The organism is Flavobacteriales bacterium (genome assembly GCA_016699575.1).
Lineage (GTDB): Bacteria > Bacteroidota > Bacteroidia > Flavobacteriales_F > PHOS-HE28 > PHOS-HE28.
In genome coordinates, this window is sequence record CP064979.1 from 866,041 (window position 1) to 879,469 (window position 13,429).

Sequence of the window (13,429 nt, forward strand, 5' to 3'; positions counted from 1 at the left end):
ACCTTGGTTGTCGTTAACAGTCCTGTGAGAATGCGCTGGCAACTTCTTCTTGTGTTCTTCTTGGCCCTCGGCTTCACCTTCATAGGCATCCTCATTGCCCTAGCCCTCAACATCGAGGAACCGCCGCATGACGGAGAGCTTCTTTCCATCGGCACCGTTGCCCTCGGAAATGCGCTATGGTTCGTTCCATGGACGATCATTCAACAGCGCCGGAAGGAGTGAGGATTGGTCCTCGCTGGAATGGTCCTTTTCGGCCTTTGTTGGCTTCCATTTCCATTCAACTATTTCTACCATCCTTCCTTCGACCAGGAGGAATGGAAGAATTCACTGGATCACAACTACATGTATGTGGACGAGCGCTATCCTGCCCACAAGGCAGGCAACATGGTCCCGGATATCATCGAAAGCGGCATCTGCTTGGGAAAGTCAAGGACTGAGGTCGAGGACCTACTTGGGAAGGACCATTTCCACGAAGTTGGATTATGCGATAGCTGCTTCGCCTATTTCTACTCCGGCGGAGGACTATTCGATGGCTGCAATAAGCTCGCCTTTCGGTTCGAGCTCGGACGCTGTGCAGGAGTTTCGTATTGGGGGTGCGATTAGTGGATCACCTCGGCGCCGGTGCTCTGGATGATCCTGCGCATGATGTTGATGGCGGCATCGTGGCCATCGAAGAGGGAGGCGGCGGTGACGACGCGGATCTTGTTCTTGGGTGCGTAGGGAGGGGCTTGGATGAACGTGGACATGGAGGCGAAGCTACCGGTCGCCGTCCGAACCGCGTGGACCTTATGAGCGCTCTAGATCGAGTTCGATCGCCCGCTTGCGCAACAAGGCCGTTTCCGCTGGTGAGGCCGTCAGATCCATGGCATGGTCATAGGCCACAAGCGCTTCATCCTTCCGCTCCAGCTCCCGTAATAGATCACCGCGCGCCGCATGGTAGAGGTGCCATTTCGCTAGCCCCTCCACGGCTTCCAGCGCCTTCAGCCCCGCGGCGGCACCCTGTGCCTTGCTCACCGCAATGGCCCGGTTGAAGCGCACGATGGCCGTCGGTGCCAAGGTGAGCAAGCGGTCGTAGAGGGCGACGATCGTGGACCAATCCGTCTCTTCGAAGGACGGCGCATGTGCATGGATGCCCGCGATGCCGGCTTCGAGCAGGTAGGCGCTTACGTCACCACCGCGCCCGGCTTCTTGCAGAAAACGTTCGGCCAGTAGGATGAGTCGGCGGTCCCAACGGCTGCGGTCCTGATCGGCGAGCAGGATGATGGCACCATCGGCATCCAAGCGCGCCTCGCTGCGCGCCGCATGGAAGAGCATCAAGGCCAGCAACGCATGGGACTGGGACCCAGCGGTGAGCGGGTGGCGCACAAGCATGTCACCGAGGCGCAACGCTTCCTCGATAAGGTCCTCGCGGATCAGGTCCTTGTGATCGGTGCTGTTATAGCCTTCGTTGAAGAGCAGGTAGATGGTGGCGAGCACGGGCTGCAAGCGCAAGGGCAGTTCCTGCGTTGGCGGGAGTTCCACGCGACCGATGGCACGGAAGGCCTCGCGGGCCCGATATAGCCGCTTGTTGATCGTCTCCTCATTGGTGACGAAGGCACGCGCGATCTCCGCTACGCTGAAGCCGCACAGGGTCCGCAGTGCCAACGCCACCTGCTGCTCCTGCGGAATGGAGGGATGACAGCACGCGAAGAGCATCCGCAACTGGTCGTCCGCGATGGTCTCCTCACTGAACGCCTCGGCCACTGTAGCGCTGAGGGTCCATTCGCTTCGCAGCAGCGCCGCGTTCTCCTTCAGCAATTCCACCCCGCGCGACTTCCGTCGCAATTGGTCGATCGCCAGGTTCTTCGCCACGCGATGCAACCATGCCGCTGGGTTCTCCGGCACACCGTGGTAAGGCCAATCGCGCATGGCCTTCAACAGGGTTTCCTGCACCACGTCCTCCGCCAACTCCAGGTGTTGCGTGCCGAACAAGCGCGTGAGCGCGCCGACCATCCTTCCCGCCTCGTGGCGGAAAAGACGGTCGGTGAGTTCCTCTATTGTAGCGCTATCGCTCAAAAGTCCACATGCTGGATGGAGCGCACCTCCACCACACCATCATGCGTGTAGATCGGGCAGCCCTTGCTCATGGCCACGGCCTCGTCCAACGATGCCGCTTCCACGATCACGTAGCCACCAACGACTTCTTTGCCTTCCATGAAGGGTCCGTCGGTCATTTTCATGGCTTTGCCGGAGATGGTCTTGCCACCCGGCTCCAGCGGATCGCCACCGAGGTACTTGCCGGTCTTGGCCAGGTCCTGCATCCAGGTCTTCCAGGTCATCATGTACGCGCCGAAGCCCGCCGGATCGCTCATGGGATCGATGCCGGGTTCGCCGCCGCGGAAAAGGAACATGTACTTGCTCATGGTCGTGTGTGTTGTGGGCCTCTGCCCGTTCGTGTTGGTTTTCACCCTCCTTGACGAACGGGCCGGGAAGATCCGGACAAGTTGTGTGAAGATCGCCATGGTACAAGGCGTTGGATCCAGAACGCCTGCTCCCCTCCCAGCCTTCAACTGCGCACCTTACATTGCCGACAGTTCAAGGCAGTATGACCAGATCAGCGCATCTGCTCCGCATCCTCGAACTCGCCTTCCGCTGGCACGTGGCCCTTTCCATGTTCGTTTACGGCATCGCCAAAACGGTGCAGTTCGATGCCACCGCCGGGAACGATGCGCCGGTGAACAGCCTGAGCGGCCAACAACTGATGTGGGCTTTCTACGGGTACTCGCTCGGGTATGCCAAGTTCCTCGGCGTCGTGGAGATGCTTGGCGCCGGACTCCTGCTCTTCCGCCGGACCACCTTGCTCGGTTGTTTGGTGGTGACCACCGTGCTCGTGAACGTGATCGTGCAGGACATCGTGTTCGGTGTCTTGGAAGGCGCTCTCCGGGCTGCGATCATCTACCAAGTGCTCACCGTGGTGATCCTGCTGCTCAATTGGCAGCGCGTGATGGCCGTGTGGCAGGCGTTCACCACCCCGGTGCGCAGCGCCTCCGCGCTACGCTGGTATTGGCTGGCACTTGGCGCGGCCGCTGTACTGGCGTGCACCTTGTTCCTTGAACACGCGATAACGCATTGAATCCGTCGGGCCGTCGATGGCATGGTGAAGCCCCAACGCGGGGCCGCAATACCGATGCATCAGCAGGCACAGCGGCCGAGGCATTTGGCAGTGCCGCGTCCGACCACCCTGCGCCACGTCAGCGGAACCGATAGATTGGCTGCTCCCTGCCGATGCGCATCCTTCGAAAGCTCTCCGTTCTGTGTTGTTGTTGCCTTGCGCTCGTGGGGTGGTCGCAGTGCGCGAACAACAACGTGCTCACCGGTGCGGCGATCACACCCGCCTGCCCCGGCACCACCAACGTGCCATGCGTGCAAGGCGGCCAGTACGCGCTGGTGAACGTGGTGAGCGGCAATACCTACACGTTCAGCACCTGCGCGGCCACGTTCGATACGGAGATCACGCTCTACAACAACGCGGGCGGCGGTTCGCTGGGCTACAGCGACGACGCCTGTGGACTCCAATCGACCGTGGTGTGGACGGCGACCTTCACCGGCCAACTACGCGTGCTGGTGGATGCCTTCCCGTGCCTGAACAACACCACTTGCGCCCCGCTCAGCATCACCTGCGCCGCACCGCCTGCAGGTGATTGCATCTACACCCTCACGCTCTACGACAGCTTCAGCGACGGCTGGGGAACGTCGTTCGTTGGTGTGAGCATCAATGGTGGCCCCTTCACCAACTACACTGTGCCGCCCGGCCTGCCCTCGGTCTCCTTCCAGATCGGTGTGTTCATCGGGAACATCGTTGTGCTGAACTACAACAACACCGGTGCATTCCAGACCGACAACTCGTATGTGCTGCTGCTGAACGGTGCGGCCTTGTTCAATTCAGGTACGCCGCCAGCGCCGGGCCTTGTGTTCACGAGCACGGTGGATTGCACGCAGCCACCGGCCGCGCAGGAGGATTGCATCGGCGCCATGACGATCTGCAGCAACACGGCGTTCAGCAACAACACCACCAACACAGGCAACATTTCCGATATCAGCATTGCCAACTCGGGCTGTCTCGACATCGTGGAGTACCAAGGAACGTGGTATGTCTTCTCGCCGAGTTCCAGCGGCAATGTGGGCCTCAGCATCGCGCCCTTGGGCCCCGACGACTACGATTGGGCCATCTGGGGCCCCTATCCTCCTGGCTCAACACCGGCCTCCATCTGTCCTCCGGCCGGGCCTCCGATCCGGTGCGCTGCATCGAGCGGCCCGGCAACTTTCGGAGCTACCGGCAGCTACGCCACCGGTATGGGCCACGCCACGTACTCCCCGCCACAGTTTGCGAGCACGGCCGTGAGCTACGGCATCCCGGCAACGCTGAACGTCTGTCCGCTTGTGCCGCCACAATACTGTGGCTGGGTACCCGGCATGCAGGTGACCGTCGGCCAGGTGTACCTCATGTACATCAGCAACTGGAGCCAGAGCAGCCTCGGCTTCAGCCTCGGTTGGACGCTGCAGAACGGCGCCAGTCTCGATTGCACCGTGCTCCCCATCGAACTCCTGTCGTTCGATGCAGCAGTGAACGGCCCAGCCGTGGACCTGCACTGGAGCACGGCACACGAGCAGAACAACGATCGCTTCGTGGTGGAACGCTCGGGCGAGAACAATGACTTCTCGGAGATCGGCGAAGTGGACGCGGTGGGCAACAGCCAGACCACAACCCACTATGGTTTAGTTGATCGCACCCCGCTTCCTGGGGTGAACCATTACCGGTTGCGCCAGGTGGATGACGACGGCCAATGGGAGCATTCGCCTGTGCGCACTGTGATGCTCAGCAACGATGCCGAGTCCATTCATCTCTTCCCAAACCCCGGGCACGATGAGCTGGAGATCCTGGTGGCCAAGGACCGGATGGTGACGGGCGCACAACTCATCGACCCGACAGGTCGCGTTATCCTGGACGAGCCCATGACCGGTGATCGGCTCGTGCTCAACACGGGGGGACTGCCATGCGGCCTGTACGCCGTGCGGCTCATTGCGGTGCAAGGCCAGGAAGTCGCGGCGGCCAGGTGGGTGAAGCAATAGTTGCGGTTTCGGACAGTCGGGCCGGAGTTGGCCTACCTCAACCCTGTTGAGGGGCATCGTAATCTCCAAACTTGACATGCGGGTCGGCAAGGGTCGAGTTTCGATCGACCAAGACTTGAATTCACCCGATGACCCCTCGGCTGCCCAACCACCAGCCCGTGATCGCCTTAGTGGTGTTCGTGGGGTTGCTGTGCATCCGTGCAGCCCCTCCGGTGATCCCTGAACGTGAATACGAGATCCACTTCGTCGGCCCCATCACCGCAGCCGGTGAGAAGTACTTGATCGAAGGCCTTGTCGACCAGGATCCGGAGGTCCGGTTCTGGATCGACCGTCCCACCCAAAGCGCGTTGGCCCGAACGACAGTGCACTTGGACCAGGCTGCGTTGCAAGAAGTCATCACGCCGTCAGGTCTTGTGATCGGCTACATGGGCCTCCTCTCGGAGGACCCGACAGTTCCGGTGGAAGGGCCAGCAAGAGCCTCCTTCCCGGTGTACATCGATGCGGGTGATCCCACGATCGATGCACCCCGATACCTGCAAGCCAAGACCGCTTGGTTCGCCGCTCATAAGCCGTCCGGCAGTCCATTGATAGACCAATGAAGAACCGGGCTCCAGAAACCGGGTCATCGGCACCGATGATCCCCGTGATCACACGCAGTGCGTTCATCTCCTGCTTGATCATGATCGCTGCCCGCGGGCTCTCACAACCCGTCAACGACAATCCTTGCAACGCCACGGTGCTCACCGGGAACGTCACGTGCATCAACGTATCGGGCACCAACGTGGCTGCCACCGCCACGCCTACGGCTGGTCTGCCTGCACCGGGCTGTGCAGGCTACAACGGCGGGGACGTGTGGTACCAAGTGACGGTGAACGGCAGCGGTCAGGTAACGGTGACCACGACCACGAACGGAGGGTTCACCGACAGCGGTATTGCTTTCTATACGGCCGCCAGCTGCGCCGGACCGTTCACCCTGCAATCCTGCGACAACAACAGCGGAGCGGGATCAATGTCACAAGACACGTACGTAGGTGCGCCAGGCACTGTGCTATGGATCAGAGTATGGGAGAACGGGAACAACTCCTTCGGCACGTTCAACATCTGTGCAACAGCCCCGTTGCCACCACCAGCGAACAATGACCCTTGCGGGGCCATCGCCGTGAACGTGACGCCCGCGTGCAGCTTCACCGGATACACCAACGCGAACGCCACCAATACAGCAGGTTTCACAGCACCCGGTTGCGGTGCGTTCGGAGCGGGCTCACTTGATGTTTGGTTCACGTTCGTGGCACCGCCCACCGGCATCGCGATCATCGAAACATCGGCCGGGACAATGACCGATGCCGCCATGGCGCTCTACCTCGATGCCCCTCCTCTGTCTTGTGCCGGCCCCTTCACCCTTGTGCAATGCGATGACGATAGCGGGCCCGGCAACATGCCCTACCTCACCTTCAACAACCTGACACCCGGCGCCACCTACTATCTGCGCGTATGGGGCTACGGCACAGCGTCAGGCACGTTCAACTTGTGCGTGCATGGGCCTTCCGCCGTACCGGCCACGGGTTGCGTTTACATGCTCGAGCTCTTCGACTCGTTCGGCAATGGCTGGGGCAGTTCGTCGGTGGGCATCAGCATCAACGGTGGTCCGTTCACCAATTATTCGGTGACCGGTTCGTACGGGGTGATCCTGCTTGGATTGAACGTCGGCGACATCCTATTGGTGCAGTACACGGCCAGTGGTCCGGACCAGGGCCAGAACAGCTATGAGCTGTCCTATTTCCCATCAGGCAGCAACCTGTACGCTTCCGGTGCAACGCCACCATCCGGCATCGTGTTCACCCAGGTCATCGACTGTGTGCCCCCACCAGCAGCGCAACAGGATTGCGTGGGCGGTGCCACCATCTGCAACAGCCAGGCCTTCAACAACACCTCCAGCAACACCGGGAACGTTGTGGACCTTACCGCTGCCAATCGCGGCTGTCTTGCAGGGAACGAACGGCAGGGCACGTGGTACTACTTCTCTCCTTCGGCCAGCGGCAACATCGGCTTCACGATCGATCCGTCAGGAACGGACGATTATGACTTCGCGGTGTGGGGGCCCATGACCGGCGTTACCTGCCCGCCGCCGGGGCCGCCGTTGCGGTGCAGCTGGGCGTTGCCTTCAGGACCATGCCCCGCTTGCTACAACACCGGTTGTGGCAATGGTGCCGTGGACGTATCGGAGGGTGCGGGAGGCAACGGATGGGTTGCTCCCTTGACCGTCACAGCGGGCCAGGTGTTCTTGCTTTACATCGACAACTACAGTACCACGGGCCAAGCCTTCAATCTGACCTGGAACCTCACCAACGGAGCTTCCCTCGACTGCACCGTGTTGCCAGTTGAACTCATTTCGTTCGAAGCACTCCCGGCCGGTGATGAGGTGGATCTCCAATGGGTGACGGCAAGTGAGACGAACAGCGACCGGTTCGAAGTGGAGCGTTCCAGGGACGGGATCGAATTCACGACCATAGGCAGCGTGCCAGCCGCAGGCACCAGCTCCATGACCACGCATTACGGTTTTATCGACAGCTCTCCTCACAGCGGCCTGAACCATTACCGTTTGCGGCAAGTGGACGTCGACGGACATTGGGAGCATTCGTCCGTGCGCACCGTGATGATGAGCCCCGACGCCCCAGCCGTGCATCTCTACCCCAACCCCGGGCATGACGAACTGGAAATCCTTACGGCCAAAGGCGATGCGGTGGGACGCGCACAACTACTTGACGCGACCGGTCGCACGGTGCTGGAGGCACCCATGGCAGGTGATCGGCTGATGCTCAGTACAGGAACATTGCCGAGCGGCATCTACGCCGTGCGCCTCACCTCGGTGCACGGGAGCGAAATGGGCATGGCGCGCTGGGTGAAGCAGTAGTTTGCGCGGGACGCCTTGATGCGCGTTGCACTACCTTGACCTCCGTAACAACCCACGCACATGAAAAACACCTACTTCTCCTTCGCGCTCGCGGCGCTTTCATGCATGTCTGCCGCCGCGCAGAATCTGATCGTGAACGGCGGCTTCGAGACAGCCACGGTGCCCGTGCCCACCGGCACACCACTGCCGTTCTACCCGAACACCCTTGACGGTTGGGGAGCGGTAACCACCGATGGCGAGTTCATATTGGGAGCCGCCCAAGCGCACACTGGCACCGGCTTCATGAGCATGCTGGACAACGGCGGTGCGAATCCCGGCACACCTTGGTTAGGCACATCAGGTGGTGCCGGTTATGACCGCGGTTACCAGGAGGTGGATGTCGACCCCAGCACTTCCTACACGCTCACCTATTGGTACCGCGCCGGCGATGGCAGCCGCTACGGCTATGGCGCCGGGTCCACTTCCGTGCAAGTGGAAGAAGTGCTGCCCACCAACATTTCGCTGATCAATGCGCAGGAACCCGCCACGAACGTGTGGCAGCAGGCTTCGGTGCAGTTCACCACGGGATTGAACACCACGCGCATCATCGTCATGTTCAGCGCCCTGGGGCCCACGTCCACGGACACTTGGTACGACGATGTGGTCCTGCAGGAGAGCAAAGGTGAAGGCATCATGGAACACGGGCTGTCGGCAAACTGGGGCTTCGACCTCGCGGGTTCCTTGTGGGTGGAGCCATCCACCGTTTCGTCCGACCTGCGTCTGGAGATCATCAACGCTGCCGGTATGCGGGTGATGGCTCCTATCGTTGTGCAAGCCGGTCGTTCCACAGTGGATCTGTCGACCCTGGCCAGCGGTGCGTACGTTGCTGTGTTGCGCAATACAACCGGCTACACGACCCAAAAGGTGATCGTAGGGCGCTGAAGCTATCCGACCGCCGTTGCTGTGATCACTTCCGCTCGTAGTAGAACACGATGCTCGCCTTGGCCAGCATCATGCTATTGAGCGTGTAGCCTACCACCGCGGGTGAAGCGTTGGCATCGAGACCGGTCTTGTCGGCCTTCAGCGCATACACCGTCACCACGTATTGGTGCGGTCCGTGGCCGGGCGGCGGACAAGGACCACCGTAGCCGGGCGCACCGAAATCCGTGCGGCTTTGGATGGCGCCTGCGGGCAGCAGGTTCTTCGCCGGATCGCCTGCGCCTTGTGGAAGGGTGGTTGTGCCGGCGGGAAGGTCGAACACCAGCCAATGCCACCAACCGCTGCCCGTGGGCGCGTCCTTGTCGTGGATGGTGATGGCGAAGCTCTTGGTGCCTTCGGGTGCGTTGCTCCAGCTCAGCTGCGGGCTTTGGTTCTGCCCCGTGCAACCAAAGCCGTTGAAGACTTCCTGCATGGTGGCCTGTCCACCAACGCTGCTGCTGGTGAGGGTGAAGGTCTGGGCGTTCAACGCAACGGCGAACGAGAGCGATGAGAGGAACGTGAAGGTGCGCATGGTCTTGGGTTGGGTGCGCTAACGTACGGTCGGACAGCCGCCGCTCCACCGTACTGGGCGAACGCTACTTTTCCAACGCATCTTCAGAACGGACCATGACCTTCAGCCGCTTACGCACGCAAGCCGACTACGACAACGCCTATGCTCTGAGCGTCCGCGACCCGGAAGCCTTCTGGGCGGCACAGGCCGAGCACTTCACTTGGAAGAAGAAGTGGGACCGGGTGCTCGACTGGAACTTCGATGGGCCCGATGTCAAGTGGTTCAGCGGCGGCACGCTCAACATCACGGAGAACTGCCTGGACCGGCACTTGGCGACGCGCGGCGAAAAGACCGCCATCCTCTGGGAACCGAACGACCCGCAGGAAGCCGCACAACGGATCAGCTACCGCGAACTGCACGATCGCGTTTGCCGCTTTGCGAACGTGCTGAAGCGCAACGGCGTGAAGAAGGGCGACCGTGTTTGCATTTACATGCCCATGATCCCGGAGCTGGCCATGGCAGTGCTGGCTTGCGCACGCATCGGTGCGATACACTCCGTGGTCTTCGCGGGCTTCAGCGCACAGAGCATCGCCGATCGCATCCTGGATGCCGATGCCGCCTTCGTGCTCACCAGCGATGGCATGGCGCGCGGCGCGAAAAAGGGACCGGTTAAGGCCATCGTGGATGAAGCACTGAGGACATGTCCCGGTGTCAGGAAGGTGATCGTAACGAAACGCACCGGAGAGGATGTGTCCATGACCACCGGCCGCGATGTTTGGCTGCATGAAGAACTCGCACATGTGGACGCGACTTGTCCCGCTGAAGCGATGGACAGCGAGGACATGCTCTTCATCCTCTACACCAGCGGGAGCACCGGCAAACCCAAGGGCGTGGTGCACACCTGCAGCGGCTACATGGTGTACGCGGACTACACGTTCCGCAATGTGTTCCAGTACGAGGAGAACGACGTGTACTGGTGCACCGCCGATGTGGGTTGGGTAACGGGGCACAGCTACATCATCTACGGGCCGCTGCTCGCAGGGGCAACAACGCTGATGTTCGAGGGCATTCCAACCTTTCCGGACGCCGGACGCTTCTGGCAAGTGATCGACAAGCACAAGGTCAACATCTTCTACACCGCGCCAACGGCCATCCGCTCGCTCATGGCCCAAGGGCTCGGCTTCGTGAAGCCGAATTCACTTGCTTCTTTGAAGGTCATCGGCAGCGTGGGCGAACCGATCAACGAAGAAGCCTGGCATTGGTACAAGGAGCATATCGGCAAGAACAACTGCCCTGTTGTGGACACATGGTGGCAGACGGAAACCGGCGGCATCCTCATCTCCTCGCTCGCCGGGGTGAACGACGAGAAACCGAGCTACGCCGCGTGGCCGCTGCCCGGTGTGCAACCCGTGCTGCTCACAGCCGATGGGAAGGAGATCAAGGAGAACGACGTTGAAGGCCTGCTCGCGATCAAGTTCCCGTGGCCGAGCATCATCCGCACCACCTACGGCGACCATGAGCGCTGCCGCCAGACCTACTTCAGCAGTTACAAGGGTTACTACTTCACCGGCGATGGCGCGCGCCGCGATGCCAGTGGCCGCTACCGGATCATCGGCCGCGTGGACGATGTGATCAACGTGAGCGGCCACCGCTTCGGCACGGCGGAGATCGAGAACGCCATCAACGAAAGTGAGTTCGTGGTGGAAAGCGCCGTAGTGGGCTATCCGCACGACATCAAGGGCCAGGGCATCTACGCCTATGTGATCGCGGAGAAGAAGATCGACGACCCCGACAAAGCCCGCGCGGAGATCCTTGCCACGGTGGCCAAGGTCATTGGCCCCATCGCCAAGCCCGACAAGATCCAATTCGTCAGCGGCCTTCCCAAAACGCGCAGCGGCAAGATCATGCGCCGCATCCTGCGGAAGGTCGCGGAGGGCGAGATGAGCAACCTGGGCGATACGACCACACTGCTGGACCCGGCGGTGGTGGAGGAGATAAAGGCGGGGCGTCTTTAGTTCACCGCATGCTATGCCCTCGAAGACATCCTCCCGGTACATCAGTCTGCTCAAGCGATCTTTGACCGATTACCACAACGTCGGAACTTCAGAACTGCATCCCCTTTCAACGGTAGAGCCGAACTGGAAAACAGCGCTTCTCCATTCCCTGGACCAGCTGCTGCGCATGCGGAACTTCACCATCTGCAAGATGGAACCCGTAACCGCCGAGGGTCGAACAGGTGGATCGGACTGGCCGGCGAACGCACTGACGATGGTCGGCATGGAACGACTGGACCATCTGGAAGAGTGCATCACGAAGATCGCGGAACAGAACATCCCCGGTGATCTCATCGAAACAGGGGTGTGGCGTGGTGGGGCGGCCATCTTCATGCGCGCCATGCTGAACGAGCTCGCATTGGAAGACAGGAACGTGTGGCTGGCGGATTCCTTTGAGGGGATACCGGTCCCCGACCCTGATGCATGGCCTGCGGACAAGGGTAACGCACTGCACAAAGTGCGGATGCTCAGTGTTCCCTTGTCGGTGGTGCAGGGCAACTTCGCGCGGTTCGACCTGCTCGATGACCGGGTGAAGTTCCTCAAGGGCTGGTTCAAGGACACCCTGCCCATTGCCCCGATCCAGGAACTCGCGCTCCTACGCTTGGACGGTGATCTGTACGGCTCAACGATGGTCGCTTTGGAATGCTTGTACCCGAAAGTCTCCATCGGAGGGTTCGTGATCGTCGATGACTATCACTCCATTCCAGCCTGCCGCAAAGGCGTCGAAGACTATCGGGCAGCGAACGGCATTCCCGACCGCGTCCGTGCCATAGATCGAGAAGCGGTTTACTGGAGAAAGAGCCGATGAAGTTCATCTACTGGTTCGCGTACTTCAACCTCGGGTCGCCAAGCGTTCGATACAGGGCCCAGTATCCTTTGGCCTATTTCGAGCGCGAGCACGGCGTAAAGCATTTGCTCGTCGTTCCGGGTTACTCGCCGGGCAAGCTCCTTTGCTTTCTCGGAGCCTATTTCTCGGCGCTGCTCTTCCGGAAGAAGGGATCCCTCATCGTCATCCAACGCGTGAGTTCCGGTTTCATCTATGCCGCTGCGCTCAAGTTGCTTGTGAAGGTGCGTCGCAAAAGGACCATCTACGACCTCGACGACGCCGACTACCTCGAGCACGATCCGCACACCATCCACTTTTTCGCGGCCAACTGCGAACGCGTTTCGGCCGGAAGCCGGGCCATCATGGAGCACTTGGGCCAGTTCAACAAGAACATATCCTTCGTTACCTCCCCGGTCATCGACCTGGGCATCGTAAAGAAGGAACGGGCGGCGGTATTCACCATTGGCTGGATAGGTGATTTCGGTGGCGGGCACAAGCAGGGGCTGGTACAGCTGGTCTTCCCCGCGCTCAAGTGTTTCACGCTGCTCACCAAGGTCATCCTCATCGGGGTCAGGCAGCAGGAGGATGTGCGATGGATCCGCGAACACTTCGCCGCCAGTCCGCACATCGTGCTGGAATTCCCACAGCCCCCTTCATGGGAGGATGAGCACTGGATCCAACAACGGATCGCCGGGTTCGACGTGGGCGTTGCCACACTGGTGGACACGCCCATCCAGCGGGCCAAGTCAGGCATCAAGGCGAAACAGTACCTGAACAACGGAGTTCCTGTCCTTAGCACCTATCAACCGGAGAACGATCACGTGGTTGTCGACGGAGTGAACGGCTACTTCTTCTCCAACGCGCAGGAGTTCCACGAGCGGATATCCGTACTGCGTTCCATGAGCCATGCGGAGTACACGACGCTTTCAACCAATGCGCGAGCGTCGATCAAGGCGTTCGACCACGCGCACTACTACCGGAACTTCCTCGAGCTCAGTAGACCTGTCTCCACGGACCTGCCGGGCGCGTCCTGCCCGATATGAAGTGTAAGGGCTCCACTG

The 13,429-nt window shown here is 60.7% G+C and carries 14 protein-coding genes; 10 read left to right on the plus strand and 4 right to left on the minus strand.

The window, feature by feature from the left end:
- Positions 1 to 30 precede the first annotated feature (30 nt).
- Positions 31 to 222: a hypothetical protein gene (locus IPJ76_03655; GenBank protein ID QQR87329.1), complete on the plus strand. Its 192-nt coding sequence runs from the start codon at positions 31 to 33 to the stop codon at positions 220 to 222.
- A gap of 18 nt (positions 223 to 240) precedes the next feature.
- The gene (locus tag IPJ76_03660; protein QQR87330.1) at positions 241 to 603 is read left to right on the plus strand and encodes a hypothetical protein; all 363 of its coding nucleotides are present in this window, start codon (positions 241 to 243) and stop codon (positions 601 to 603) included.
- Here the strand turns inward: IPJ76_03660 and IPJ76_03665 are convergent.
- Genes IPJ76_03665 through IPJ76_03675 form a run of 3 tightly spaced genes read right to left on the minus strand, consistent with a single transcriptional unit; the run spans position 600 to position 2,402 of the window.
- A complete protein-coding gene (locus tag IPJ76_03665) occupies positions 600 to 746 on the minus strand; it encodes a hypothetical protein (protein QQR87331.1) in 147 nt (48 codons plus the stop codon). The genes IPJ76_03660 and IPJ76_03665 overlap by 4 nt on opposite strands.
- Positions 747 to 786: 40 nt before the next feature.
- Positions 787 to 2,055: a sigma-70 family RNA polymerase sigma factor gene (locus tag IPJ76_03670; protein ID QQR87332.1), complete on the minus strand. Its 1,269-nt coding sequence runs from the start codon at positions 2,053 to 2,055 to the stop codon at positions 787 to 789.
- Positions 2,052 to 2,402: a hypothetical protein gene (locus IPJ76_03675; GenBank protein ID QQR87333.1), complete on the minus strand. Its 351-nt coding sequence runs from the start codon at positions 2,400 to 2,402 to the stop codon at positions 2,052 to 2,054. The genes IPJ76_03670 and IPJ76_03675 overlap by 4 nt, the downstream gene beginning before the upstream one ends.
- A gap of 182 nt (positions 2,403 to 2,584) precedes the next feature.
- Here IPJ76_03675 and IPJ76_03680 point away from each other — a divergent pair, with 182 nt between their 5' ends.
- The 5 genes from IPJ76_03680 to IPJ76_03700 all read left to right on the plus strand — a co-directional run bounded on the left by IPJ76_03680 (position 2,585) and on the right by IPJ76_03700 (position 8,941).
- The gene (locus IPJ76_03680) at positions 2,585 to 3,112 is read left to right on the plus strand and encodes a hypothetical protein (protein ID QQR87334.1); all 528 of its coding nucleotides are present in this window, start codon (positions 2,585 to 2,587) and stop codon (positions 3,110 to 3,112) included.
- 152 nt (positions 3,113 to 3,264) lie between these two features.
- Positions 3,265 to 5,109: a hypothetical protein gene (locus IPJ76_03685; GenBank protein QQR87335.1), complete on the plus strand. Its 1,845-nt coding sequence runs from the start codon at positions 3,265 to 3,267 to the stop codon at positions 5,107 to 5,109.
- 128 nt (positions 5,110 to 5,237) lie between these two features.
- On the plus strand, positions 5,238 to 5,708 hold the full coding sequence (locus IPJ76_03690) for a hypothetical protein (protein QQR87336.1): 471 nt from the start codon (positions 5,238 to 5,240) through the stop codon (positions 5,706 to 5,708).
- An 80-nt stretch (positions 5,709 to 5,788) separates the two neighbouring features.
- Positions 5,789 to 8,020, plus strand: a complete 2,232-nt coding sequence (locus tag IPJ76_03695; GenBank protein ID QQR87337.1) for a T9SS type A sorting domain-containing protein — start codon at positions 5,789 to 5,791, stop codon at positions 8,018 to 8,020.
- Positions 8,021 to 8,080: 60 nt separating this feature from the next.
- Complete coding sequence (locus IPJ76_03700; GenBank protein ID QQR87338.1) at positions 8,081 to 8,941, plus strand: T9SS type A sorting domain-containing protein; 861 nt, start codon at positions 8,081 to 8,083, stop codon at positions 8,939 to 8,941.
- Between the two features lie 25 nt (positions 8,942 to 8,966).
- Here IPJ76_03700 and IPJ76_03705 read toward each other — a convergent pair whose 3' ends face one another.
- Entirely contained in the window at positions 8,967 to 9,509 is a 543-nt protein-coding gene (locus tag IPJ76_03705) for a YbhB/YbcL family Raf kinase inhibitor-like protein (protein QQR87339.1), read from the minus strand.
- A 95-nt stretch (positions 9,510 to 9,604) separates the two neighbouring features.
- Between IPJ76_03705 and acs the strand changes: the two genes are divergently transcribed.
- The 3 genes from acs to IPJ76_03720 are packed head-to-tail and all read left to right on the plus strand — an operon-like array spanning position 9,605 to position 13,411.
- The gene (gene acs / locus IPJ76_03710; GenBank protein QQR87340.1) at positions 9,605 to 11,503 is read left to right on the plus strand and encodes an acetate--CoA ligase; all 1,899 of its coding nucleotides are present in this window, start codon (positions 9,605 to 9,607) and stop codon (positions 11,501 to 11,503) included.
- 13 nt (positions 11,504 to 11,516) lie between these two features.
- The gene (locus tag IPJ76_03715; GenBank protein QQR87341.1) at positions 11,517 to 12,350 is read left to right on the plus strand and encodes a TylF/MycF family methyltransferase; all 834 of its coding nucleotides are present in this window, start codon (positions 11,517 to 11,519) and stop codon (positions 12,348 to 12,350) included.
- Positions 12,347 to 13,411 carry a hypothetical protein gene (locus IPJ76_03720; protein QQR87342.1) on the plus strand — a complete coding sequence of 355 codons (1,065 nt, stop codon included), beginning with the start codon at positions 12,347 to 12,349 and terminating at the stop codon, positions 13,409 to 13,411. Before IPJ76_03715 ends, IPJ76_03720 begins: the two co-directional genes overlap by 4 nt.
- The last annotated feature ends 18 nt before the right edge of the window (positions 13,412 to 13,429 follow it).